This window comes from Winogradskyella sp., from assembly GCF_003712105.1.
GTDB lineage: Bacteria > Bacteroidota > Bacteroidia > Flavobacteriales > Flavobacteriaceae > Winogradskyella.
In genome coordinates, this window is sequence record NZ_RHLG01000001.1 from 20,126 (window position 1) to 44,946 (window position 24,821).

The following is a 24,821-nucleotide window of genomic DNA, read 5'->3' on the forward strand; positions in this document are numbered from 1 at the left end:
AAAACTTATGATTAAATGTTAAATATTAATTCCATAATAAACAGTTTTAATATCAACGAGCAGCAAAAGTTTATTAGTTACTTAAAGCAGAAAAACAAAAGAAAAGACACTAAAAACATTCAGTTGTTTGCGTTATTAGCACAAGGCGAAACTAATTCTGAAGTTATTTGCAATAAACTTTACAGTGGCGATAACAAAAATGCATATCACGCCTTACGTAAACGCTTAGTTGACGCTTTAATAGATTACACTGCTAACAAAAATTTAGCAGATGAGAATTCTGTTGACATGAAAATAATTAAGTATCTCTTGGCATCACGCACCTTTTTACTTCAAAAAAATTATGAGCTAGCTTATAAACTCCTAGATAGAGCAGAACACTTAGCAGATGAACATTCATTATTTCCAATACTTAATGAGATTTACCATACTAAAATTCAGTACGCACCAGATTATCCCACAATAGATTTAAACTTGTTGATTAAGAAACAAATCGAAAATCAAAAAAGACATCAACTTGAAGATCAGTTAAACATATTGTATTCAAAATTAAAACTGGCTTTGAATACAATTAACTACAAAGCACAAGACTTAGATTTTGAAACCGTATTAAATAAAAGCCTTAACGATATTAACTTAAAACTAGATGAATCTTTATCCTTTAAATCTCTATACCAAATTTTAGCCGTAAGTAATATTTCGGCTTTTGTAACCACTAAATATTACGAAATTGAGCCGTTTGTATTAAAGAGCTATGATATAGTAAAGCGCAAAAAAGAAACAGACAAACAATTATTTTATCAAATCCATATTGTATATATAATTGCTAATACATTGTTTAGAAACAGAAAATTTAGCGCATCATTAAACTATATTGATGAGATGGAGCAACTTATGCGTTCTAAAAAAGAGGTGCATTATAATGATTTTGTTTTAAAGCACACCTTAGTAAAAGCACTAAACCTTAATTATAATAATAGTCCCGATAAAGCCATATCCCTTGTTGAATTAATCATCAACAAAAAGCATAACGATATTGAAGCCATACTTGATTTACACCTAAGCTTACTTATGTTTTATTTTCAGCAAGAAAATTATAAAAAGGCTAAATCTATATTAGCTAAGTTTTACCACACAGATCAATGGTACATTGAAAAAGCAGGTATAGATTGGATTTTGAAGAAAAATATAGCAGAATTACTACTATATATTGAACTTAAAGAAGAAAATTTATTCTATTCTAGATTGCGAAGTTTCAAAAAACGATATAAGAAATATCTCGCCGACAACAATAAAATGCAAGTTTTAGATTTTTTAAAAATTGCTGAAATGGTGTATTTAAATATCGATAATAAGGCAGAACTTGGAAAGCTTAAAATAATGAAACAACTCAATAACAGAAACAATGACATTTTTGTTACCAGCATCTATGCATGGTTAAAAAGCAAACAAGAAAACACACCACTTTACCAAACTACATTGCGCCTGCTTAAATAATGTTAATTCCAAAACTTATGTTAAAAAAAGTAGTATTTTTAAACGCTTTATACTTTATCAAGTCTTACAAGAGAATTTAGATAAGCGTGAATGATTTTAAATTTAAAACCATTCCCATCAATTAAAAAACTATAAAAATTTAGAACATGAAAAAATTATTGATTTTAGCCTTGAGTTTATATACGCTTGGAGGTTTTGCACAAGAAAAAAGTGAAGAGAAGAAAAAAACGTTAATGGAACGGTTAACAAAAAACCCTAAATCACCTGAACAGCGTGCCGAAGTAGCAACAAAACATCTTACTCTAAAATTAGACTTGACCAAGGATCAACAATCCAAAGTTCAAGAGCTATTATCAGCTGCATATACTGAAGGTAAAAATAAAATGGATGCTAAAAAGAGTAAAGGAAAGGAATTGACTGAAGCTGAACGCCATAATATGCAAGTTGAAAGACTTGATGCCCAAATTGCGTTAAAAGAAAAAATGAAAGGCATTCTAAACGCGGAGCAATATGCTAAATACTCAGAGATGATGGATCGAAAAATGAAGCGAAGAAAACAACGCAGAAAAAGAAGGTAATTCTTATAAAGAAAAAGAGCGCTCTTAGCGCTCTTTTTTAGTTTTGTATCCTTGCAAACTCTTCAACTGCCGAGATAGTTTCATCCAAATCTTTATATGATAACGCATCGGTTATAAACCAGGTTTCAAATGCACTCGGTGCAATATATATTCCTTTTTTGAGCATATGATGAAAAAATGCTTTAAACGTATCATTGTTACCATTTGCCGCAGTTTTAAAATCATAAACAGGATGTTCGTCAAAATGAACAGAAATCATTGATCCAACTCTATTAATAGTATGCTTAACTTGAAATTTATGTAACGCATCAGCAATCCCCAAATGAAGATATTTGGTTTTCTCACTTAACCTATTAAACAACTCTAAGTCCTCATTAATTGCTTTTAACATAGCTAAACCAGCAGCCATTGCTAATGGGTTACCGCTTAAAGTTCCTGCTTGATATACAGGTCCTAAAGGCGCAAGATGATTCATAATTTCATCTCTTGCAGCAAATGCACCTACAGGTAATCCACCACCAACAACCTTACCGAAGCAAACTATATCTGCATTGATAGTGTATAACTCTTGTGCACCACCTTTTGCCAATCTAAAACCAGTCATTACCTCATCAAAAATAAGTAAGATATTGTTTTCATAACACAACATCCTAAGGCCTTCCAAAAATCCTTCTTTAGGTGGAATACATCCCATATTACCAGCAACAGGCTCTATAATTATAGCAGCAATTTCATTTTCGTTAGCAGCAATTAGATCTTTTACATCTTCTAGATTGTTATAGTCTGCCAACAAGGTATCCTTTGCTGTACCCTGAGTAACACCTGGGCTATTTGGCGTACCAAATGTAGCACCACCACTACCCGCTGCAATTAAAAATGCATCACTATGTCCATGATAACAGCCCGAAAATTTTATAATCTTGTCTTTACCTGTATAACCACGTGCTAACCTAATAGCACTCATACATGCTTCAGTACCAGAATTAACAAATCGAATTTTATCGATATTTGGAACCATAGACACTGCTAGTTCTGCAATCTCTGTTTCAATCACTGTTGGCATACCAAATGAAGTCCCTGATTCAGCTTTTGTCTTCACTGCATTTACAACTGCTTCATAAGCATGTCCAAGTAACATTGGCCCCCAAGAGTTTATGTAATCAATAAAACGATTTCCATCTTCATCATAGACATAAGCACCTTTGGCAGACTTGGCAAAAATTGGAGTGCCTCCTACGCCTTTAAATGCTCTTACGGGAGAATTTACACCTCCTGGAATTACAGTTTGTGCTTCTTTAAAAAGCGCACTACTTCTTTGGTATAGCATTAATTATTAGATTTTATTAGAAGTACTTGACCTAGAGATAAAGTATTAGAATTAAGATTATTAGTAGACTTAATCGTGTCGACTGCTAAGCCATATCTTTTACTCAAAGAATATAAGGTATCCCCTTTTACTACTATATGTTTTATAGCAGTTACTTCAGTATCAACTTTAACATCAGTTTTAGCACCTAGAACTTGCTGGTCGTACTTATAGAGCTCGTAGCGTTCAATAAGACTAATCAACTTTTGAGGATATTTTCTATCCGTAGCATATCCTGCAACTTTTAAGCCTCTTGCCCATCCTTTATAATCCGTTGGTTTCAGCTTAAACAGACCTGCATAGCGTTTTCTTCCAGTTAAAAATTCCGAATGATCTTTGTAAGATGTTGCTGCAGCTTTGTATTTTCTGAAACATTCTTGCCTACGGTCGTCATCATGGTAAATCTTCTGGCCTTTCCATCCATGACATTTAATTCCAAAATGATTATTTGCTTCTTTAGCCAATCGTCCATTTCCCGAACCCGATTCTAAAATGCCTTGAGCAAGCGTAATACTAGCAGGTATTTTTGATGTTCGCATTTCATCCATTGCAATTGCTGCATAAGTATCGATGTAATTATCTACTGAAGTTCGTTTCTTTACTGGTTTTTCTTTAGGTTTCGAAGTTGGTTCTGGAGTCTTTTCTGTTTCCTTTTTAACAGCTTCGATTTCAGTCTTTTCTTTTGAGTTCTTTTTTTTGGTAACCACACCCTTTTTAGGACCACATCCTAGAATAAAACATGAAATTATTACGATAAGAATTCTAATTTTCATTACACCTTAATTTGGGGCATTGATTTGGCTTTCAGTCTTTGGTTCATTCCTAAAATTCCTTGCAAACCACCTGTGTGAATTGCAAGTATTTTTGAGTTTTCTTCAAATTGGTTTAAGGCAATCATATCCAAAATTCCAAACATCATTTTCCCTGTATAAATAGGGTCTAATGAAATATTATACATTGACTTAAAATCATTAATAAACGTAATTAATTCAGTATTTATTTTTGCGTAACCTCCAAAATTATAACCCGGAATTAACTGCCAATTAGTTTTAGTTGCAAATTTAGTGATTTCTTTACTCAAAAAGGCGCCTTTAAGTGCAGGAAAACCTAATATTTTTTGATGTGTTTCCGATGCATTTATAATACCAGAAATAGTTCCTCCAGTTCCAACTGATGTGCATATATAATTGAACTTTTTGGTGCTATCATCCAAAATATCTTCACATCCTTTAACAGCTAATGTATTTGTACCACCTTCAGGGATTAGATAAAAATCACCATACTTTTCATATAATTGATTAAGGATATCGGGATCCTCCTTTTTTCTATAAGCTTCACGTGACATAAAATAAAATATCATACCACATTCTTGAGCAAAACTTAACGTAGGGTTAGTTGAAATCTTGGACTTTAATTCTTCTCCTCTAATAACCCCAATGGTTCTAAGTCCATTTAACTTTCCCGCATAAGCTGAAGCCGCAATATGATTAGAAAAGGCCCCTCCAAAGGTCAATAATGTATCTTTTCCTTTTTGCTTTGCTTCCTGTAAATTATACTTTAATTTTCTATACTTATTTCCTGAAATATGAGGATGAAGTAAATCTTCACGCTTTATATAAAGCTGAATATTAGCATCGTTTTTAATATGAATTTCCTCTAGTGGCGATGTCATTGAAAATCAAAAATAATGGATAAAATTCCAAAACGGACGTTTCTTTAAAAACTTTAAGTCAGAGTCATTCTCATAAGCTTCACGTTCAAAAGAAATGGCTCTATAAGCAGCTTGCCAATTTCTTAACTTGATAAACCGAAAAATAAATTCGAAAAAATAAACCACATAAAATGGTATTACCAATAACTCTAATTGTTGGCGCAGATGAATTTTTTCATGATTCAGAAGCACTTGATTTTGTCTTAATTCCTTTCTATTTAAAAAAATAAAAGGAAACACTGTCAAACCAAAATAACCCTTAGGAACAATATATTTTGAAATAATTACCATACTACAAGATATTCAAAAATCAATCCAAAATCAGTTATCTTTGTTAAGTATGAAGAAATATGTCCCGATTGAAGATGGTGATTATTATTTAACACCTGAAGGATATCGTTGTTTTACCGAACAATATCATCTAAAACGAGGATACTGCTGTGAAAGTGGTTGCAGACATTGTCCATATGGTTTTAATAAAAAAAAGCAAAACACAAACTAATGCAAATTACGAGCTTGTCATTTAAGGAGCAGATTTTAGAAGGAATTCCTGATGAACTTCCACAACCTAAGCCTTATGAGGATGCCATAAATCATGCCCCAATAAGAAAAGATATTCTTTCCCTAGAAGAGAAAAAACTTGCACTCAGTAATGCCTTGCGTTATTTTGACAAAAAGCATCATAGTATCTTAATAGAAGAGTTTAAAAATGAGCTCGAAACCTATGGTCGTATTTACATGTATCGGTTTAGGCCTGATTACAAAATGTATGCGAGACCAATAGAAGACTATCCTGCAAAATCTAAGCAAGCTGCAGCAATAATGTTGATGATTCAGAATAACTTAGATTATGCTGTTGCACAACACCCTCATGAGCTAATTACTTATGGTGGTAATGGTGGTGTGTTTTCGAACTGGGCACAATATAGACTTACCATGAAATATTTGGCCGAAATGAATGATGAACAGACGCTTGTTATGTATTCTGGACATCCAATGGGTCTATTTCCTAGCCATAAAGACGCTCCAAGAGTTGTAGTAACTAATGGCATGATGATCCCTAATTATTCCAAACAAGATGATTGGGAAAAATTTAATGCACTTGGCGTTACCCAATATGGGCAAATGACAGCAGGTAGTTATATGTATATTGGTCCTCAAGGTATTGTACATGGTACAACTATTACCGTGCTTAATGGTTTTAGAAAAATTGGAAAATCGCCAAAAGGAAATCTTTTTGTGACTTCTGGTTTAGGTGGTATGTCTGGCGCACAACCTAAAGCAGGTAATATTGCAGGTTGTATCACCGTATGTGCCGAGGTCAATCCAAAAATTACACAAGTACGTCTAGAGCAAGGTTGGATCGACGAAAAAATATTAGACTTAGACGAGCTTGTATTGCGCGTTAAACATGCTAAAGCAAACAAAGAGACAGTTTCTATTGCTTATTTAGGAAATATAGTAGATGTATGGGAGAAGTTTAACGAAGCAGGTATTTACATTGATTTAGGAAGTGATCAAACATCTCTTCATAATCCTTGGGCAGGCGGTTATTATCCTGTTGGCTTATCTTTTGAAACCTCTAATGATATGATGGCAAATGCGCCCGAAAAATTTAAAGAAAAGGTCCAAGAGAGCTTAAGACGACATGCAGATGCTATAAATAAACACACAGCAAAAGGCACTTACTTCTTTGATTATGGTAATGCATTTTTATTAGAAGCCTCACGAGCTGGTGCAGATATCATGTCTAAAAATAAAACATTAGGACGTGAATTTAAATATCCAAGTTATGTACAAGATATTATGGGACCAATGTGCTTTGATTATGGTTTTGGACCATTCCGTTGGGTGTGTGCATCAGGTAAAGCCGAAGATTTAGCCAAAACTGATGAGATCGCATGTAAAGTATTAGAAGATATTAAGCAAAACTCTCCTGAGGAAATCCAACAACAAATGTCTGACAATATTCAGTGGATTAAAGGCGCTCAAGAGAACAAACTTGTCGTCGGTTCTCAAGCAAGAATATTATATGCTGATGCAGAAGGACGACTAAAAATTGCCGAAGCTTTTAATCAAGCTATTTCAAAAGGAGAAATAGGCTATGTAGTTCTTGGCCGTGATCACCACGATGTTTCGGGTACAGACTCACCGTATAGAGAAACTAGTAACATTTATGATGGTTCAAGATTTACTGCAGACATGGCAATCCATAATGTTATTGGTGATAGTTTTAGAGGTGCAACTTGGGTAAGTATTCACAATGGTGGTGGTGTTGGTTGGGGCGAAGTAATTAATGGTGGTTTCGGCATGGTTCTTGATGGTACTAAGGAAGCATCTAAGCGTCTGAAACAGATGTTGTTTTGGGACGTAAACAATGGAATTTCTAGACGAAGTTGGGCTAAAAATGAAGGTGCCGTTTTTGCAATAAAACGTGCTATGGAAAGTGAACCAAACCTAAAAGTTACATTGCCAAATTATGTAGATGGTGAATTATTAAAAACACTCGAACTCAAATAAATTCTACGTTATGAAAAAGACTATTAAATTTTTACCGCTGCTATTAATAGCATTAGTATTAAGCTCGTGTAGCTCTGTGCGTGTGGCATCAGATTATAATAAAGACACACAATTTAATAATTACAAGACCTTTGCATTTTTCAAGCCAGGTATCGATAAAGCTGAAATCAGTGATTTAGATAAGCGAAGAATTCTAAAAGCAATCGAAGCAGAACTTATGGCTAAAGGTATGACCAAATCTGAAAACCCTGATATGCTTGTTAGCATTTTTACAAAATCGAATCAACGTGTCGATGTATACAATAACGCCTGGGGCGTTGGCGCTTGGGGCTGGGGTGGTTTCAACCGATGGGGTTGGGGCTGGGGCCCAGGATTTTGGGGTCAAGGTTGGGGTGGAAATAATGTCTCTACCAGAACTGAAGGTATCTTATTTATCGACTTTATAGATACCGCAAAAAAAGAATTAATTTGGCAAGGCTCTGGAACTGGATACCTAGTAACCAAAAACGTTGATAAAAAAGAAGAACGAATTAAAAAGTTTGTCGCTAAAACCATAGAGCAATATCCTCCAACTACGAAATAAATAATAGTATTCACGACTATTTCCTAAGAGCATTCGCACCAATTGAATGCTCTTTTTTATTCTCACGACTTTTCGTATACACTAAAAGTTTATCTTTGCCGACTTTTAAAAGAATTGCGTTATGATTTTAGGACATACTACTCGAAAAAACTTCACTCAAAACCCTAAGAATGATATTCTTTCCGGATTAACTGTAGCTTTAGCATTGGTGCCAGAAGCTGTGGCTTTTGCTTTTATTGCAGAAATACCTCCAATAGTTGGACTTTATGGGGCGTTTATGATGGGAATTGTTACTGCACTTTTTGGTGGAAGACCTGGCATGATTTCGGGTGCAACTGGTGCAATGGCAGTAGTTATGGTAAACCTCATTCGAAAAGGAAATGAAATAGGTTCTGGATTAGAAACACCTATCGAAAACTTAGGGCTACAATGGTTATTTATAACACTTTTAGTTGTAGGTGGTATTCAAATCTTAGCAGGTATTTTTAAGTTAGGAAAATTTGTTCGTTTAATACCTCATCCAGTAATGATGGGGTTTGTTAATGGGTTAGCCATTGTAATTTTTATAGCACAGCTTGGTTTGTTTAAGGAACAAATTAATGGAGAATTACAATATATGACTGGACAAAATTTATGGATTATGCTAGGGCTAATTGCATTAACCATGGGGATTATGTTTGGATTACCTAAACTTACTAAAAAAGTTCCAGCAGCACTTGTCGCAATAATTGTCATTGCTTGTATTACGATATTTGGTGACATCGATGTAAGTACGGTTGGATCTTTTATTGCAGATAGAGGTGGAAAAGATGGCTTACAAGGAAGTTTACCCACTTTTCAAGACCAAATCTTTGGGCTATTTGGCACTCTAGACGGACATCTTTTAAGCACGATTTTACCAACAGCTTTTATTCTAGCTGCAGTTGGTCTAATAGAATCATTAATGACCTTAAATCTCGTTGACGACATTACCGAAACACGAGGAAGTGGAAATAGAGAATGTATTGCTCAAGGTGGTGCAAATATTTTGAATGGACTATTTGGCGGAATGGGTGGTTGCGCTATGATTGGTCAGTCTATAATTAATGTAGATTCTGGTGGAAGAGGTCGTCTATCTGGCGCAGTAGCAGCCATTGCTTTACTATGTTTTGTACTATTTGGTGCACCACTAATAGAACAAATACCTATTGCAGCTTTGGTTGGTGTTATGTTTATGGTTGTAATAGGGACTTTTGCTTGGTCTAGTTTCAGGATTATTAGAAAAATTCCTTTGTCTGATGCCATAGTATTAATTACTGTATCAGCAATCACAGTTTGGAAAGATTTAGCCATTGCTGTAGTTGCCGGTGTTATTATTTCGGCATTAGTATTTGCATGGAAAAATGCTACTATGATTAGAGCACGTAAACGTATGCAGCCAGACGGAACTAAAACATATGAAATCTGGGGTCCACTATTTTTTGGTTCTATCCAAAACTTTAATGCAAAATTCGATGTGAAAAATGACCCTCAAAATGTTGAAATCGATTTTGTTGAATCTAGAGTAAGTGACCATTCGGCTTTAGAGGCAATTTTCAATTTAGTGAATAAATACGAAGCTGCCGGAAAATCCATCAAACTGAAACATTTAAGTAGAGATTGTAAAAATTTAATGTATAAAGCGAGTCCAAAATTTAAGGAAGTTATTATTGAGGATATTAACGACCCGAGGTATCATTTGGCAGCAAATCCTGAAAAGTATACAAAACCACTTTCAGAATATAGTATATAATAAAAAAGGCTTTCAACTATTCGAAAGCCTTTTTCTATTTTACATTACAATATCATTTTTCCATTCGTAAGGTTCAGGGATATCTGTATCGTCTATTAATTGTCTTATATCAATCTCAATTCCTCGACTCATGTTGGTAATCGGTACATCGTTAGGACCACCTTCAAATGGGTTTTCAGTGTTTTCTCCTATGGCTTCCATAGTATGGAAAACCCAAGCTAATAAGGCACTAAAAGGAATTGAAAACCACACAAAATGCGTAGCGATAAATTCTTGAATTAAATGCCCCCAAGTTGTCCTTGATTGATGGACCGTTAATTCATTAAGAATATGTTGACCTATCGATTCAAACTCCTCCATAATACCATAAGGTAGCATTAGTATAAACAACCAGACAAATATATAATTCATAGTAGCATATTGCCTTGGGTAAGGAAAGTTCTTAATCCGTTCACTTTTTCCTTGCAGGGTATAAAACTCTACCAGTATATTTTCCATTTCCATATGTCTGAAATCATCAATAAGGCCTGATGATTTTAGCTCTTTTAAACGTCTAGATTGTATTCCTAAAATCTGAGATGCTTGATTTCCCTTTGCGAACAATTCATCATATTCTTGTTCAGTAATGTAAGGACTTATCGCTTCTTTTATGGGGATGGTGTCTTCACAAACTAAATATTGAGACTCACGAAATTCTTTATTAGATTTTGTGTTTTTTAAATGCATTTCCCACGGCTTGTCTTTACGTAATTGATAGCGTAAGGCTGTAAGCCAAGCCACGTGTCTGTGTACCAACTCCCTGTGAATGGTTTTAAGTTCTTCGTTACTTATCTTTTTATCAGCATACTCATTAGTTATAAAATCTTTCACTTGTATGGTCCAAGAACGAGACGCATTAACAATACCGCCCCATATTTTACGTGCTTCCCATAGCCTATCATAAGATGCATTGTTTTTAAAACTCACCAAAAAAGCTACAGCAGTACCTAAAACACCAAGTGGCAACCATGGTACATGAAGCCATTTCAAACCCACTATATCAAATAGTATTACGGGAACAGTTGCGAGAATTAAAAATAAAAATATGCGACGCCTTGTCCATTTGATGACGCCTTTTACAGGGAATATCCGTCTTGTATACATGAAATAAATTTATTCCATGTAATATACAAAAGACTAGTAATTAAGCAAAGCTTCAATTTTAGCTTTTACCTTTTCAGTTGAAGGAATCATAGTTTGCTCCAAAGTAGAATTTAAAGGAATTGCAGGCATATTTTCGCTACCAATAGTCATCACTGGAGCATCCAAATACTTGAAACATTCTTCCTGAATCTTTCCTGCTAAAGCTCTTGCAAAACTATTGTTTGAAGGTTCTTCAGTAACCACCAAACACTTACCTGTTTTCTTAACCGATTTCATAATTGTTTCCTCATCTAAAGGATACAATGTTCTTAAATCGATAATTTCTATTTGGTCTCGCATACCTAATTCACCTGACGCATTGTATGCCCAATGAACTCCCATTCCGTAGGTAACAATAGTACAGGTTTCAACACGCTCTTGTTTCCATATTTCTTGAAGCAACCAAGCCTTACCAAATGGTAACACGTAATCTTCACTAGGTTCTACAGAAGTAGCACCTTGCGTTCCTGGAACTTTGGACCAATACAAGCCTTTATGTTCTAAAATCACAACTGGATTTGAGTCATGATATGCTGCTTTCATTAAGCCTTTTAAATCTGCTCCATTACTTGGATAAGCTATTTTTATTCCTCTGATATTAGTAACTACACTTTCTACTGAAGACGAGTGATAAGGTCCACCACTACCATACGCTCCAATCGGCACACGAAGAATCATACTTACTGGCCATTTTCCGTTAGATAAGTAACAACTTCTACTTACCTCAGTAAATAATTGATTTAATCCTGGCCAGATGTAATCTGCAAATTGCACCTCAACAATTGGCTTTAGACCTACTGCAGACATACCAACTGTAGAACCTACTATAAATGCTTCTTGAATAGGTGTATTAAACACTCTATCATCACCAAATTTTTGCGCTAAGGTTGCCGCTTCTCTAAATACACCACCTAGTCGTCCACCAACATCTTGACCATACAACAAACATTCTTTATGTGCTCTCATTAACTCTTCGACCGCAAATAGTGCGCAATCTACCATCACTACTTTTTCTGCACCTTCAGGTTCACGTGTACCCTTTTCTTCAGTTATTGGCGTTGGTGCAAAATCGTGAGTAAATAAATCCTCAGGTTTTGGATCTTCAGCTTTTAAGGCCTTTTCAAAATCTGATGCTACTTTGTCTTTTGCTTCAGTTTCTATAGTATCAACTTCAGCTTCAGAAAATCCGTTATCTAATAACTGTTGTCTAAGTACTGGATATGGATCTCTAGAACGTGCTTCATCCAAATCATCTCGATACCATTCCATACGAACACCAGATGTATGATGATTTAAAAGTGGCACTTTTGCATGAACCAAAAATGGGCGTCGTTCTTTACGTATTGTTGCTATTACTTTTTCGATAGCTTCATAGCTTTCTATAAAATTAGCACCATCAATACTTATGGCCTCCAGACCATGAAATCCTGCTGCATATTCAGCCGCATTCTGCGCTCTGGTTTCTGCTTCATTAGCTGAAATATCCCAACCATTATCTTGAACCAAATAGAGTATAGGCATTTGTTTTAAAGCCGCCATTTGAAAGGCCTCAGCAATTTCTCCTTCTGTAACTGAAGCATCGCCTAATGAACATACAGTAATTGGATTTTCTTGAGACGTTTCGACTGCGCTCAACGTGACAGGATTTTTTAAACCTTGTTTTTCGATATACTGCATACCCATCGCCACGCCAGTAGCAGGAATAGCTTGCATACCTGTTGCTGAAGACTGATGTGGAATTTTTGGCTTGTCGTCGTCTTTTAAACTAGGATGAGAATAATAAGTTCTGCCGCCTGAAAATGGGTCATCTTTTTTTGCCAATAATTGCAGCATCACATCATAAGGCTCTAAACCAAATGACAACAACATGGCATCATCTCGATAATACGGAAATGCATAGTCTTGAGGTAATAATTGCATTCCTAAAGCCACTTGTATGGCTTCATGGCCACGAGAAGTAGCATGTACATATTTTGAAACTTGCTTAAAATTTTCTTCATACAACTCTGCCATTGCTTTTGCCGTGCAAAGTTTTGAAAACCCTTTTTTTAAGATGTCTTTATCCATTTAAGCTAGCTCTTTTCTGGTTTTTAGCATCCAGCCAAATTTGTCTTCTTGCTTTCCGGTTTTAATAGCATCTAAAGTGTTATTAATCTCTAATCCAACAGGGCTTTCGTCGGAGACATGAATAGTTTCCCCTTCTAAACCAATCTCTTGAATATAAGCAATACCAACTGCTGTTCCTGCACCGAAGGCTTCTTCTAGAGTTCCGTTTTGTGACGCTTCTTTTATCTCTTTTAAAGTGATTAAGCGCTCAGTTACCTCAAATCCTTTGTCTCTTAATACGTCAATAACACTTTTTCGTGTAATACCATCCAATACAGAACCATCTAATTTTGGGGTAATAAAAGCACCATTAATCTTGAAGAAGATATTCATCGTACCTACTTCTTGGATGTATTTATGTTCTGCAGCATCTAACCACAATACTTGATCATAACCTTTTGCTTTAGCCAATTCAGTAGGACGAATTGCTGCAGCATAATTTCCGGCAGCTTTAGCTTCACCTGTTCCGCCGTGAGCAGCTCTTATAAATTGTTTTTCAGCCCAAAGTTTAATGCGCTTACTAAAAAATGGACCGGCTGGTGATGCCATGATAATAAATTTATAATGTGTGGCCGCACGCATCCCAATAAAAGGTTCATCGGCATACATAAAAGGTCTTAGGTACAAAGCACTACCATCTTTTGGTGGGATCCAGTTATGTTCTAAACTGACTAATTCTTTTAATCCTTCTACAAACAAATCTTCAGGAAAATATGGCATACCCATGCGATCAGCACTCGTGTTTAATCGCTTAGCATTTTGGTCTGGTCTAAACAGCATTGGCTCACCTTGAGCGTCTTTATAAGCTTTCATACCTTCGAATATTGCTTGTCCGTAATGTAATGCCATTGCTGCAGGGTGCGTTGGAATCATTCCCATTGGGACAATTCTAGGATTCACCCATACACCATTTTCGTAATCACAAATAAACATGTGGTCCGTGAAGGTGGTTCCTAATGGTATATTGTCGAAATCTAAAGCATCTACTTTAGACTGTTCTACTTTGGTAATATTTATATTATAACTCATAATCTATTTTTTAAAATTCTATGAAACCACGAACTATTGGTTTTTTTAATCTCAGGCTTTATACCTTTTTCAAGATACCCTAACACCTCAGGAGTTACTCTATGCTTATTATCTTCTATAACTCGTTTATATTTATCAACTAATTGTTCTGAATCCGTTTTTGCATTAATTAGAAAGTAATGATATTCTAGTATTCTTAAAACTTGTATCTCTTCTTCACTAATCCCCTTTAAAATTACTTTATGCCAATTTCCATTTCGCATATCGTACATAGTTGCAAACTCATCATAATATTTCCAAAAGGCTTTGAGTTTAACAATTCCAATGACGTCCATTATATCACTCTATTGATATCAAATTGTTCAAAATAATCCGCAACGCGACGTACAAAACTTCCGCCTAAGAAGCCATCAACGACGCGATGGTCAAAGGACAACGACAAGTACATCATGCTTCTTATAGCGATTTCATCACCATGTTCAGTTTCAATAACTTCAGGTCGTTTTTTAATAATTCCTAAAGCTAAAATGGCTACTTCTGGTTGATTGATAATTGGTGTTCCCATAACACTTCCAAAAGTCCCCACATTAGAAATCGTAAACGTGCTGCCTTTAATATCATCTCCAGCCAATTTATTTTCTCTAGCTTTTGCTGCTAAATCATTAACGTCTGCAGCTAAGGTTTTTAAATCCTTGGCATCTGCATTTTTTACTACAGGAACAATTAAGTTTCCGCTTGGTAAAGCAGTAGCCATACCAATATTGATATCGTCTTTTACAATGATATTGGTGCCGTCAACTGAGGCATTAATATTTGGAAAATCTTTAACTGCTTTTGCAACAGCTTCAACAAATAAAGGTGTGAATGTTAATCGCTCGCCGTATTTGTCTTGAAATGCTTTTTTGTTCGCATTTCGCCATTGTACCATATTGGTTAAATCCGCCTCAACATAAGCCGTAACATGAGGCGAAGTGTGTTTAGAATAAACCATATGGTCAGCAATCATCTGACGCATACGGTCCATTTCTATAATTTTCCCTTTTCCTTTATCAAATGTTAATTGTGGTATTCTATAAGCTGTTGGGTCTTGAGTTACTGGCTGCGCAAATTTGTATGGTCGTCCATCTTCGATATACTGAAAAACATCGCTTTTACGAAGACGTCCTTCGTTTCCAGTAGCTGGGATTCTAGCTAATTCTTCAAAACTAATATGTTCGGCTTTTGCTATCTCTAATACTAATGGCGAAAAAAACGTATTGCTATTAGAGACACTAAAGTTATTAGACTGTACAGGAGCCTGAACTGGTTTTACACGTTTAGTTTTTTCTTTCTTCTTCTCTGAATTAGGGGTATCAACCTTTTCAACTTTTGGCTCTTTTTTAGAGCTAACTTCACCTGAAACTTCTAAAAGGGCAATCACCTCACCAACTGGAACCACATCTTTTGCCTTAAAAAGTGTTTGAATCATAGTTCCTGAAGATGGCGCTGGCACTTCATTATCTACTTTATCTGTTGCCACTTCAAGAATAATATCACCTTCATTAAACGTATCACCTTCGTCAACTAACCAATTTATTATGGTGCCTTCAGTAATACTTTCGCCCATTTTGGGCATTTTTAATTCAAATTTGCTCAAATCTTAACCTTTTTAAGTCAGCATCAAAACTAATAAATTGCTGTATTTTAAATTGTTAATAACTTATAAATTAAATTTTAACAGGATAATTTTCTTTAATTTTTAAAATAAAAAGTATTTAATTCTTTTTATATTTGAAATATTAAAAAGCGAAAGGATAATTTTCTATGGCATATGCATTAGACAGTATTGACACCAAAATTTTAGACATGCTTCAGAATAATAGCAACCGCACAACAAAAAGCATTGCGGAGGCATTAGGCATGACAACATCACCTGTTTTTGAACGCATAAAAAAACTAGAAAAAGAAGGCTATATCAAGAAATATGTCGCTGTATTGGACAATAAAAAAATAGGATTAAAACTTACTGTATTTATTGGCATTACACTTCAAGGCCATACCAGAAGTTATCTCGAAAAATTTGTAAAGGAAATCAATAATTTTCCTGAGATAATTGAGTGTCATCGTGTTAGTGGAAACTTTGATTATTTACTAAAACTTGTAGTTGAAGATATTGAAGCCTATGAAACATTCATTATTTCAAAATTGACACTTCTACCTTATTTGGGGAATGTTCAAAGTTTAATTACACTTTCTACTGGGAAAGAAACCAATGAGATTGATTTAAGCCGAGTTTAAATCACTTCTTTTTAAAAGTCTCTCGAAGTGTTTTATAGACATCGTCTTGAAGTTTTCTATTTTCTGGTACTTCTCGCAAAGGCTCTACTTCTTTTAGAGAATCGTGACATTCTTTAGGCAATTGCTGATACAATTCTGTGCCTTTTGTTTTCCAAGCAATCATCTCGTCAGTAACTTCTTTAATTATTTTAGCAGGATTACCAACAACCAAGCTACGCTTCGGGATTTTGGTTTCGGCTTTTACAAACGCCATAGCACCTACAATAGATTCATCGCCAATTTCGGCATCATCCATTATTACCGAGTTCATACCAATTAAACAATTTCTACCCAAATTAGCACCATGAATAATTGCACCATGACCCACATGAGCGCTTTCTTTTAACACTATAGATTTCCCAGGAAACATATGAATAGTGCAATTCTCTTGAACATTGACTCCATCTTCTAATACGATTTGTCCCCAATCACCTCTAATTGCAGCACCTGGACCAATGTAACAGTTTTTCCCGATGATTACATTACCAGTAACAGCAGCCAATGGATGCACAAAACTGCTTTGATGAACTATGGGTATATATCCTTGAAACTCGTAAATCATTTTAAAAATTCTCTATTTAAAATTAAAAATTTATTCTAAAGACTACATTGGCAGTCGTATTTAATCCAATACTATTTTCTTGAATTAAAGTTGGTGGCGAATTGTCTTCATCTAACGAAAACAATCTATCTATATCATTTTCTCTATTAAATACATTTATAACTGAAGCGCCAACTCTTCCCTTAAGCTTTCGTTTTTCATTAAAATAAAAATCATAGATAACACTTGCATCAAGTCTTTGATAACTAGGTAAACGCCCACCATTTTGCTCATTATAATCAATCCTAAAATCAGTTTGGTTCATGTCATTTGTAAATTCCTCAACTGAACTCGCATCACTAAAAGGAATTCCTGTAGCATATTGCCAACCAAGAGACAACTGTAATCTTTTATAATTATAAGTGCTAGACAATGAAAGTACGTGTCGTTGATCGAAGTTTCCAGGGAATTTAGTGTCTTGGATTTCGGGAAAATTGAACTCATTTTTACTTAAAGAATAACCTAACCAAAAATTAAATCTTTGAATTCGTTTTTTTACTAATACATCTAAACCATAAATAGTATTAGTACCCGAAGTAAAAGTATCGTTAGTAGCATTTAAATTAAATCCTCTTGTAAAGGATGATAACCCATTTAATCTTTTATGGTAAGCTTCAATATCGAGTTTCCAACCATTGTTATTGAATAAAATTCCAGTTGTGAATTGCGTGTTCGATAGTATAGGAATGTCTTCATTGGTTAATGCCCAAACTTCATTACCTAGCCCTAAATCATTGACATCAAAGTCTACAAGTTGACTAATAATTTGATAACGTTTTTCGGCTGAAAGTTTTACTTTAAAATTATTACCTAAATGATACTCTGAATACAATCTTGGCTCAAAATTTATAAGGTCTAAATCCGAAAAGTTATTTACCCTCAAACCACCACGAACATACCATTTATTTGAAGCGTAATTGTATTCTGAAAACAAGGTATGCCTATTTTGTTTTGTATTAGAGCGTTGGCTAAATGTATCACCGTCTTGATTCTCTAAAATTTCTAAAAACACATCATAATTTGAAAAATCATAGCCTATAGATAGCTCATGTTTATCGGATGGTTTATAATATGCTATAGCAGATAGACCAAAATCTTTTATTCTGTTATTTCTTGTGAATACATCCTCTGATGCTTCATCAAATTGTCGGGTAAAATTTTCTGAAATGTAATCAGAATAATAAAGTTTAAATAGCGAACGCCATTGTTTTTTGTAGGTTCCATTCCAATTTAAACTAAAGCCATCATTTTTTAGTTTTAAATTATCGGCTGAACCTTCTTGATCTAAATCTTGACTCACATGGTTTAAATCGTTAGTTACAAATATGCCACTCAAACTAAAGCTGTGATTTTCTGTTGGATTGTAAATAGCCTTAGCAAATACATCCGAAAAATTCAGAGTATTATCTAAAACCGAAAGTTCTTCTTCGGTTTGAATATTATTGATTTCTTCAATCTTGGTGTTTTGAAATATTTTATCACTATAATTTCTGAAGGTAAATGAATCCCAAATATCTGTTAGCGCACGTCTTCCTGCCACAATAATACCAAGTTTATCTTTAATAATTGGAGCGCTAATATTAATATCTGATTGAATGGTGTTTGTCCCTAAACTCCCTTTTATGTTATCCGGAATTTCATTAATTGTTTTAATATTCACAACACCAGCAACGCGCTTACCATATTCTGCACTAGCACCACTTCTAAGGACCTCAATTTGCTCAGTTACGTACGGATTAAAAGGTGAAATCATACCAAAAAGGTGACCGTCGTGATACATCGTAATACCATCAAAAAGAATGAGATTTTGGTCTGGTGTTCCGCCTCGAATATGCAATCGAGAAGCCGATTCGGTTGGGCTAGTAACACCCGGTAAAGACTGTAAACTTTGCAATACATCTGGCTCTACAAGTCCTGGTAAGACAGAAAGTTTGTTAGGGCTAACGGTTATAGCACCTGTCTTTTTATTGAGGTCAAAACCTGAGGTCAAATACTCTGACACCACAACAACTTCATCTAATAGATTTAAATCTTTAATCGATGTTTCATCTGATTTTATAATGACAAAATTATCTGAATCAATTTGCTGAATTTTAACTTGAGTCTGACTCTCGATAAGATTAATAAATGCATCTAAGACCATTGTCCCAGAATATGTTATAAACTGATTTTGAAGTGCTTTTATATTAAACGAAAAACGAACCTGAAATCGGCTCTCAATATCACGAACCACATCCTCTAATGGCTCGTTATTATAATCTAAATTTTGCTCTTGTGCACGAATTAACATTCCAACCAAAAGCAAAACGCACAGAAGTACTTTCCTCATTTAATACTTTAAAATCTCTATACCATTTTCTGATAACCTATAAGGTATATCCATTGCTGTGAAGATAGTTAATGCAGCTTGATTTAGGTTATTATGCGTAAATCTTCCTGAAAATTGTGCAGGTTTCAATAGTGCTTTTCCTCTTACTTCTATATTGTATTGGCGCTCTAACTCATTAATAACTTCAGTAATATCAACACCTGTAAATGAACTTTCGTCTGTAATCCAACTAGGTTCACTTTCGCTAAAATTGTACTGAATAGTAGTACCACCTTGTACATTTATAGCCATACCTTGAGTTAAAATTACAGATTTTTCTTCATTAGTTGAAACACGTACTTTACCTTCAAAACATTGTACACCAAAAAACTTAGGTCTTGATATTACTGTAAACTCAGTACCAAGCACGGTAATAATTCCTTTATTGGTGTTTACTGTAAATGTTTCACCTTTGTTTACTTTAAAATAGGCTTCACCTTCTAGACTTAATTCACGATTAGCTTTCCATCCAAATGTTTTAAAATCGAGCTGAGAATCTGCATTTAATATGGCTTCGGAACCATCTGGAAGCATTACTACTTGTTGTTGGGCAAAATCAGTAGTGTACTCTGTTTGCTGAAAAAATGAAGTATACCCAATAACTAAAAGTACACAGGCTGCAGCAACAGTATATACCCAAAGCGGTATTATTCGCTTTGTACTTGACTCTTTATTGTCAACTGAATTATTTTGCGTTTTAATCTTAGTCTGGAAGCCTTCATAATTTCTTGACAAGTTCGAAGTTGGTAATTCGGCAGAATCAACTGTATCAATTATTGCCTTGTAGGCGTCATAATCTTCAGATGTTTTAAAAGCTTCTAATTCAGATTCTGAAAGCTCACCTGCTAGCCATCGTGCTAAAAAATTGTCTGAGTAATTTTGCTCCATACATAAGGTATTAATTAAAGCTTTCTATAATCTTTATTCTTCTAAAACATCTATTAATATATTATAATAACGTTGTGCTACAAAATTAGCTCCTGCTTCGTTATAATGAACAGCGTCGGCGAGCAAATCATCCGTAAATCCTGTAAACATATCTACCGGAATCACCTTAGAGTTAGCTGTAGTTTTGGCAGCAGATATCTGTAGCACTTGACTATTTAGTTGATTGAAATAAGTCGTTAACTCTGGTGTCATCTCTGAGCTTTTCGCCGGTGCCATTTGTTCTATAATTATTGTAATATTTGGATTAGCAGTTTGTAAAATATCTATTATTGTATTTATGTTATTTATTGCGTTATCAAAGGACAATCCAATCAACGCATCATTTCCTCCTGGTGAGCTAAACAACACAATATCAGGTATACCTGCTTGATTTAGCCAGCCTTCAATTCCATTTAAGATTTGCCCTGAAGTCCATCCACCTCTTCCTTCATGATTAATATCAAAAGATATATTATTATAATTTGGATATGTTCCTTCATCATCAACAGTACCTATATAATCGAATGTGTAGTTGCCATCAATTAGATCTTTCCAAAGTTCATACCTATAACTTTCATAAGCGGGTCTATTTCCTTGCACTCTTGATGCTCCCAAAGGCATTATTTTGTTAATTGAATTATTAGGTTGTTCATCATTATTTTGAGCAAAACCGTCATCTGAAGAACAACCAGACAACCAAAAAGTAATACCTAAAAGTAAGAGCGCTTTTTTTAATTTAATAATCATAATCTAAAAATTAATATCACATATTTTAGATACTAACCGTTATATAAAACATTACCCTATGTTAAAATTTATAATTTTTTATATTTCTTCTCAATTGTTCTAATGCGCGTTGCATTCTTGTTTCAACAGATTTTACTGATATATCTAATAACTCAGCAATTTCTCTGTATTTTTTCTTTTCTATCCTGTTAAGTAAAAATACTTCGCGCTGTTTGTCTGACAATTGATTAATGGCATCATTAAGTTGAATATGAAATTCTTTTTCGCGCATTAAAAATTCTGGATCTTCAATATTAGCTGAATCCCTTTTAATAGACTTATATTTCAGTACTACTTTTTGATGCTCGAAAGCATTAAAAAATGCGTTTTTTGTTATCGTAAACAAATAGGATACAGCCTTTTCTTTGGTAACTTTTTTACAGTTATTCCAAAGTTTCACAAAAGCATCTTGTGTTAAATCATCGGCCTGAGCTTCATCTTTACACTTTATATAGATAAAATTTCGAACTGTTTGAAAATGGGTGTCAAACACCTTTTTAAATACAGCTTCGTCACAAACATGACTCAAAACAGAATTGCTCATAGTGTAAAGTTAGCACTACAAACATAACGTATTTTCTAAAACATCATTAGGTAGTTTTTCAAACCAATCAAAAAAAATTAAAAATACATATAGGGTAAAATTTTCTCATCCTGTTTTTAATGCAACAATCGCAAATTAAAAACAATGCAGAGCCTTATTCTTTTAATCATTATTACCTCGATACTTGTGACTTATGGAATGATTGAGTACAAACTTCATCAAAACAACTTAAAAGCTATACCTACAAGAATTCACATTAATGGTACGCGAGGTAAATCTAGTGTCACCAGATTAGTAGGCGCTGGCCTGCGCGCAGGTGGTTACAAGACTATTACCAAAGTTACTGGTACGTTTCCAAGACTTATTCTTAGTGATGGTACTGAAGCTGTTGTACACAGAAAAGAAAAAGCCAACATATTAGAGCAATTAGATATTATCGATTATTGCTCAAAACAAAATGCTGATGTGTTAATAATAGAGTGCATGGCATTACAACCTATATATCAAAAAATCACTGAACATCAAATGGTAAAAGCTGACATAGGTGTAATCACAAACATAAGATTAGATCATCTAGATGTCATGGGACCTACACTTAATGATGTTGCTAAGGCTATTTGTGGTACTATTCCGAAAGGAACACGATTGTTTACTGCTGAAGACCGTTATATCCATTATATGTCGGCGATAGCAAAAAGGCGTAAAACCAAAATTCATCAAAGTAAAGCTGAAACCATTAGCAATGAAGACCTAGAAGGATTCACATACATAGAACATAAAGAAAATGTAGCCTTAGCATTAGATATCTGTACCCAAATGGGTGTGAATAGAAATGTTGCATTAGCCGAAATGAAAATGGCAATACCGGACGAAGGTGTCTTACGTCGATTTACAGTTCATGAAAATGAAAAACGCATTCACTTTTACAATGCATTAGCCGCAAATGACCCGGAATCTACCATAATGATTTGGGACGCTATTAAAGTACAATCAGGTAAAGATGAGCATTTCATGTTCTTGCTAAATACCAGACAAGACCGCCAAGACAGAGCAGTACGACTTGTAGATATGATGAGTCAGTTAGACTATTCAAGCATAGCCTTGGTTGGTGAGTCTTTAGATATGGTAGTACAAATGTGTAAAGAGAAAAATATCTCGACCGAACAGATTCATGCTATTGGCTCAAAACCTACTATTGAACAATACAATGATTTAGTTACTGCTTCAGCCTCAAAAACTACCATCATTGCTATAGGTAATATGGGTGCTGGCGGTGCCGAATTATCCAAACATTTTGAACTTATTCACCAAAACACAAATGCTTAAAACCAAATACTAATTATGATAGAACTTTCAGTAACACTTGGTATCGTTATCAGTTTATTCTTTATTGAAAAATTCGGACTAGCATCAGGCGGTATCATTGTACCAGGATATATTGCATTGCAGCTCACTAATATAGATCGCTTAATAGGTCTAGTGATTATTTCTTTAGCCACATTTGGGTTAATAAAACTGATTTCAAAATTCACTTTTTTATTTGGGAGACGCCAAATGGTAGTCGCATTACTTATTGGCACCATCTTGTCCATTATATCACATCATCTATTTATTGTAGAAACGCAAACTACGACTATAGAACTCAGTGCTATTGGTTGGGTAATCCCTGGATTAATAGCGCATACAGCAGCAAAACAAGGTTATATAAAAACCATGGCCATGTTGTCTATCTCATCTGTGATTGTTAGACTATTGGTCATCCTTATTTTTTCTGGCAAACTTTTTCCAGAATTGTATTAACACTTCAAAATTTCAACACATGAAAAATATATCTATAAGGTCAACAGCTGTATTATCTGTGATAGCTATAATTACCATAATTGCATTAGTAGTGGTAGAGAACTTGAAAAGCTATAAAAAACAGAAGTATTACTATGAAAAAATTGACGCCGCTCATCTTAACAGAAAACTTCAAAAGCATCTGAAACAAAAATTTTTTAAGGATGAAATCATCGTCAATAATATTAACGATCCAAATAATACGGGGCTTATAGGGCAACAATTTACCGAAATCACATCTGGTCGTGGATCTTTACCCATAAAGTTATCTACTTTAAATCCTAATTTTTCGGCCATGGTTGTTCAGCAGATAAAAGATGCAGGGCTAAAAAAAGGAGATAAAGTTGCTATGTGTTTCACTGGCTCATTCCCAGCACTTAATATGGCAGTTATTGCCGCTATAGAAACTTTAGAGCTTGAGCCTGTATTAATTACATCAGTTACCTCATCGTCTTGGGGCGCAAATGATGCTAACTTAACATGGATAGATATGCAAAATGAATTGCATAAAAGCAAACTTATATCATTTATGCCTATCGCATCTTCAATTGGCGGAAATCAGGACATCGGTGTTACGCTTAGCAAAGACGGAAGACAAAAAGCAATAAACGCTATTATGCGCCATAATATTCCACTAATAAAAGGCAACACCCTTGAAGATAATATTGCTGAACGCATGGCACTTTTTAACGCAGAAAGAGGTATTAAACTTTTCATTAATGTTGGTGGCGGAGTGGCTAGTTTAGGCAGTCACAATAACTCCAAAAAATTACCATCTGGCTTGAGAGATAATTTAAAGCATGTCAATTTCGCAGACAAGCAAGGTATTGTCTATGAGATGGTAAAGCAGGATATACCAATAATTAACCTTTTGAATATCGACAGGCTTTTAAAACGCTATCAATTACCTAGAGATCCATTACCCTTACCTAAACCTGGAGAAGGCACTTTGTACAATACCTATAAATACGATCTCCTAACTGTTGGTATCGCGATATCACTACTTATTAGTTTGTTGATTATTGCAATGTATTACGATAAGAAACAAAATGCTTTAGGCACACAAATCATTAAAACTCAAGACGCATAAAACCTAT

General features: G+C 34.6%; 24 protein-coding genes. 10 read left to right on the forward strand and 14 right to left on the reverse strand.

Features of this window, described 5'->3' with window-relative positions; all coding sequences use genetic code 11:
* Positions 1–15 precede the first annotated feature (15 nt).
* Together ED556_RS00095 and ED556_RS00100 are read left to right on the forward strand one after the other, a co-directional pair.
* A complete protein-coding gene (locus tag ED556_RS00095) occupies positions 16–1,497 on the forward strand; it encodes a hypothetical protein (RefSeq protein ID WP_296318461.1) in 1,482 nt (493 codons plus the stop codon).
* Positions 1,498–1,643: 146 nt separating this feature from the next.
* Positions 1,644–2,075, forward strand: coding sequence for a hypothetical protein (locus ED556_RS00100; RefSeq protein WP_296318462.1), 432 nt, complete (start codon positions 1,644–1,646; stop codon positions 2,073–2,075).
* Between the two features lie 37 nt (positions 2,076–2,112).
* Here the strand turns inward: ED556_RS00100 and hemL are convergent, their stop codons facing one another.
* The 4 genes from hemL to ED556_RS00120 are packed head-to-tail and all read right to left on the reverse strand — an operon-like array spanning position 2,113 to position 5,443.
* Positions 2,113–3,402, reverse strand: a complete 1,290-nt coding sequence (gene hemL / locus ED556_RS00105) for a glutamate-1-semialdehyde 2,1-aminomutase (protein WP_296318463.1) — start codon at positions 3,400–3,402, stop codon at positions 2,113–2,115.
* Positions 3,402–4,214, reverse strand: coding sequence for a glucosaminidase domain-containing protein (locus ED556_RS00110; RefSeq protein ID WP_296318464.1), 813 nt, complete (start codon positions 4,212–4,214; stop codon positions 3,402–3,404). Before ED556_RS00110 ends, hemL begins: the two co-directional genes overlap by 1 nt.
* A complete protein-coding gene (locus ED556_RS00115; RefSeq protein WP_296318466.1) occupies positions 4,214–5,113 on the reverse strand; it encodes a pyridoxal-phosphate dependent enzyme in 900 nt (299 codons plus the stop codon). Before ED556_RS00115 ends, ED556_RS00110 begins: the two co-directional genes overlap by 1 nt.
* 6 nt (positions 5,114–5,119) lie before the next feature.
* Positions 5,120–5,443, reverse strand: a complete 324-nt coding sequence (locus ED556_RS00120; protein ID WP_296318468.1) for a hypothetical protein — start codon at positions 5,441–5,443, stop codon at positions 5,120–5,122.
* Between the two features lie 49 nt (positions 5,444–5,492).
* Here ED556_RS00120 and ED556_RS00125 point away from each other — a divergent pair, with 49 nt between their 5' ends.
* From ED556_RS00125 to ED556_RS00140, 4 genes are all read left to right on the forward strand, one after another.
* A complete protein-coding gene (locus tag ED556_RS00125) occupies positions 5,493–5,654 on the forward strand; it encodes a DUF5522 domain-containing protein (RefSeq protein WP_296318470.1) in 162 nt (53 codons plus the stop codon).
* A gap of 14 nt (positions 5,655–5,668) precedes the next feature.
* A complete protein-coding gene (locus ED556_RS00130) occupies positions 5,669–7,672 on the forward strand; it encodes a urocanate hydratase (RefSeq protein ID WP_296319781.1) in 2,004 nt (667 codons plus the stop codon).
* A 10-nt stretch (positions 7,673–7,682) separates the two neighbouring features.
* Positions 7,683–8,255, forward strand: coding sequence for a DUF4136 domain-containing protein (locus ED556_RS00135; protein ID WP_296318472.1), 573 nt, complete (start codon positions 7,683–7,685; stop codon positions 8,253–8,255).
* Between the two features lie 121 nt (positions 8,256–8,376).
* Positions 8,377–10,026, forward strand: a complete 1,650-nt coding sequence (locus tag ED556_RS00140; RefSeq protein ID WP_296318474.1) for a SulP family inorganic anion transporter — start codon at positions 8,377–8,379, stop codon at positions 10,024–10,026.
* Between the two features lie 39 nt (positions 10,027–10,065).
* Here the strand turns inward: ED556_RS00140 and ED556_RS00145 are convergent, their stop codons facing one another.
* Genes ED556_RS00145 through ED556_RS00165 form a run of 5 tightly spaced genes read right to left on the reverse strand, consistent with a single transcriptional unit; the run spans position 10,066 to position 15,958 of the window.
* On the reverse strand, positions 10,066–11,169 hold the full coding sequence (locus ED556_RS00145) for a bestrophin family ion channel (RefSeq protein ID WP_296318477.1): 1,104 nt from the start codon (positions 11,167–11,169) through the stop codon (positions 10,066–10,068).
* 33 nt (positions 11,170–11,202) lie between these two features.
* Positions 11,203–13,275, reverse strand: coding sequence for a thiamine pyrophosphate-dependent enzyme (locus ED556_RS00150; RefSeq protein WP_296318479.1), 2,073 nt, complete (start codon positions 13,273–13,275; stop codon positions 11,203–11,205).
* A complete protein-coding gene (locus ED556_RS00155) occupies positions 13,276–14,343 on the reverse strand; it encodes a branched-chain amino acid aminotransferase (protein WP_296318480.1) in 1,068 nt (355 codons plus the stop codon).
* Positions 14,340–14,678: a hypothetical protein gene (locus tag ED556_RS00160; protein WP_296318481.1), complete on the reverse strand. Its 339-nt coding sequence runs from the start codon at positions 14,676–14,678 to the stop codon at positions 14,340–14,342. Before ED556_RS00160 ends, ED556_RS00155 begins: the two co-directional genes overlap by 4 nt.
* Positions 14,678–15,958 (reverse strand): dihydrolipoamide acetyltransferase family protein, encoded by a 1,281-nt coding sequence (locus ED556_RS00165; protein ID WP_296319790.1) that lies wholly within the window; start codon positions 15,956–15,958, stop codon positions 14,678–14,680. The genes ED556_RS00160 and ED556_RS00165 overlap by 1 nt, the downstream gene beginning before the upstream one ends.
* A gap of 188 nt (positions 15,959–16,146) precedes the next feature.
* Here ED556_RS00165 and ED556_RS00170 point away from each other — a divergent pair, with 188 nt between their 5' ends.
* Entirely contained in the window at positions 16,147–16,620 is a 474-nt protein-coding gene (locus tag ED556_RS00170; protein ID WP_296318483.1) for an Lrp/AsnC family transcriptional regulator, read from the forward strand.
* 1 nt (position 16,621) lies between these two features.
* Here ED556_RS00170 and ED556_RS00175 read toward each other — a convergent pair whose 3' ends face one another.
* From ED556_RS00175 to ED556_RS00195, 5 genes are all read right to left on the reverse strand, one after another.
* Positions 16,622–17,221 carry a transferase hexapeptide repeat family protein gene (locus tag ED556_RS00175; protein WP_296318485.1) on the reverse strand — a complete coding sequence of 200 codons (600 nt, stop codon included), beginning with the start codon at positions 17,219–17,221 and terminating at the stop codon, positions 16,622–16,624.
* A 22-nt stretch (positions 17,222–17,243) separates the two neighbouring features.
* Complete coding sequence (locus tag ED556_RS00180; protein ID WP_296318487.1) at positions 17,244–19,589, reverse strand: TonB-dependent receptor plug domain-containing protein; 2,346 nt, start codon at positions 19,587–19,589, stop codon at positions 17,244–17,246.
* The gene (locus tag ED556_RS00185) at positions 19,590–20,516 is read right to left on the reverse strand and encodes a FecR family protein (protein ID WP_296318489.1); all 927 of its coding nucleotides are present in this window, start codon (positions 20,514–20,516) and stop codon (positions 19,590–19,592) included.
* A 33-nt stretch (positions 20,517–20,549) separates the two neighbouring features.
* Positions 20,550–21,302 (reverse strand): GDSL-type esterase/lipase family protein, encoded by a 753-nt coding sequence (locus ED556_RS00190; protein ID WP_296318491.1) that lies wholly within the window; start codon positions 21,300–21,302, stop codon positions 20,550–20,552.
* 61 nt (positions 21,303–21,363) lie between these two features.
* The gene (locus ED556_RS00195; protein ID WP_296318493.1) at positions 21,364–21,885 is read right to left on the reverse strand and encodes an RNA polymerase sigma factor; all 522 of its coding nucleotides are present in this window, start codon (positions 21,883–21,885) and stop codon (positions 21,364–21,366) included.
* A 144-nt stretch (positions 21,886–22,029) separates the two neighbouring features.
* Here ED556_RS00195 and pgsB point away from each other — a divergent pair, with 144 nt between their 5' ends.
* The 3 genes from pgsB to pgsW are packed head-to-tail and all read left to right on the forward strand — an operon-like array spanning position 22,030 to position 24,814.
* Positions 22,030–23,211 carry a poly-gamma-glutamate synthase PgsB gene (gene pgsB, locus ED556_RS00200; RefSeq protein WP_296318495.1) on the forward strand — a complete coding sequence of 394 codons (1,182 nt, stop codon included), beginning with the start codon at positions 22,030–22,032 and terminating at the stop codon, positions 23,209–23,211.
* 15 nt (positions 23,212–23,226) lie between these two features.
* Positions 23,227–23,685 (forward strand): poly-gamma-glutamate biosynthesis protein PgsC, encoded by a 459-nt coding sequence (gene pgsC, locus ED556_RS00205; protein ID WP_296318497.1) that lies wholly within the window; start codon positions 23,227–23,229, stop codon positions 23,683–23,685.
* 19 nt (positions 23,686–23,704) lie between these two features.
* Positions 23,705–24,814 carry a poly-gamma-glutamate system protein gene (gene pgsW / locus ED556_RS00210; RefSeq protein WP_296318499.1) on the forward strand — a complete coding sequence of 370 codons (1,110 nt, stop codon included), beginning with the start codon at positions 23,705–23,707 and terminating at the stop codon, positions 24,812–24,814.
* The last annotated feature ends 7 nt before the right edge of the window (positions 24,815–24,821 follow it).

Excerpts from the sequence above, each read along its gene's own strand:
- ED556_RS00095 (WP_296318461.1), top strand. The coding sequence starts at position 16 with ATGTTAAATATTAATTCCATAATAAACAGTTTTAATATCAACGAGCAG.
- ED556_RS00100 (WP_296318462.1), top strand. The coding sequence starts at position 1,644 with ATGAAAAAATTATTGATTTTAGCCTTGAGTTTATATACGCTTGGAGGT.
- hemL (WP_296318463.1), bottom strand. The coding sequence starts at position 3,402 with ATGCTATACCAAAGAAGTAGTGCGCTTTTTAAAGAAGCACAAACTGTA.
- ED556_RS00110 (WP_296318464.1), bottom strand. The coding sequence starts at position 4,214 with ATGAAAATTAGAATTCTTATCGTAATAATTTCATGTTTTATTCTAGGA.
- ED556_RS00115 (WP_296318466.1), bottom strand. The coding sequence starts at position 5,113 with ATGACATCGCCACTAGAGGAAATTCATATTAAAAACGATGCTAATATT.
- ED556_RS00120 (WP_296318468.1), bottom strand. The coding sequence starts at position 5,443 with ATGGTAATTATTTCAAAATATATTGTTCCTAAGGGTTATTTTGGTTTG.
- ED556_RS00125 (WP_296318470.1), top strand. The coding sequence starts at position 5,493 with ATGAAGAAATATGTCCCGATTGAAGATGGTGATTATTATTTAACACCT.
- ED556_RS00135 (WP_296318472.1), top strand. The coding sequence starts at position 7,683 with ATGAAAAAGACTATTAAATTTTTACCGCTGCTATTAATAGCATTAGTA.
- ED556_RS00140 (WP_296318474.1), top strand. The coding sequence starts at position 8,377 with ATGATTTTAGGACATACTACTCGAAAAAACTTCACTCAAAACCCTAAG.
- ED556_RS00145 (WP_296318477.1), bottom strand. The coding sequence starts at position 11,169 with ATGTATACAAGACGGATATTCCCTGTAAAAGGCGTCATCAAATGGACA.
- ED556_RS00150 (WP_296318479.1), bottom strand. The coding sequence starts at position 13,275 with ATGGATAAAGACATCTTAAAAAAAGGGTTTTCAAAACTTTGCACGGCA.
- ED556_RS00155 (WP_296318480.1), bottom strand. The coding sequence starts at position 14,343 with ATGAGTTATAATATAAATATTACCAAAGTAGAACAGTCTAAAGTAGAT.
- ED556_RS00160 (WP_296318481.1), bottom strand. The coding sequence starts at position 14,678 with ATGGACGTCATTGGAATTGTTAAACTCAAAGCCTTTTGGAAATATTAT.
- ED556_RS00165 (WP_296319790.1), bottom strand. The coding sequence starts at position 15,958 with ATGCCCAAAATGGGCGAAAGTATTACTGAAGGCACCATAATAAATTGG.
- ED556_RS00170 (WP_296318483.1), top strand. The coding sequence starts at position 16,147 with ATGGCATATGCATTAGACAGTATTGACACCAAAATTTTAGACATGCTT.
- ED556_RS00175 (WP_296318485.1), bottom strand. The coding sequence starts at position 17,221 with ATGATTTACGAGTTTCAAGGATATATACCCATAGTTCATCAAAGCAGT.
- ED556_RS00180 (WP_296318487.1), bottom strand. The coding sequence starts at position 19,589 with ATGAGGAAAGTACTTCTGTGCGTTTTGCTTTTGGTTGGAATGTTAATT.
- ED556_RS00185 (WP_296318489.1), bottom strand. The coding sequence starts at position 20,516 with ATGGAGCAAAATTACTCAGACAATTTTTTAGCACGATGGCTAGCAGGT.
- ED556_RS00190 (WP_296318491.1), bottom strand. The coding sequence starts at position 21,302 with ATGATTATTAAATTAAAAAAAGCGCTCTTACTTTTAGGTATTACTTTT.
- ED556_RS00195 (WP_296318493.1), bottom strand. The coding sequence starts at position 21,885 with ATGAGCAATTCTGTTTTGAGTCATGTTTGTGACGAAGCTGTATTTAAA.
- pgsB (WP_296318495.1), top strand. The coding sequence starts at position 22,030 with ATGCAGAGCCTTATTCTTTTAATCATTATTACCTCGATACTTGTGACT.
- pgsC (WP_296318497.1), top strand. The coding sequence starts at position 23,227 with ATGATAGAACTTTCAGTAACACTTGGTATCGTTATCAGTTTATTCTTT.
- pgsW (WP_296318499.1), top strand. The coding sequence starts at position 23,705 with ATGAAAAATATATCTATAAGGTCAACAGCTGTATTATCTGTGATAGCT.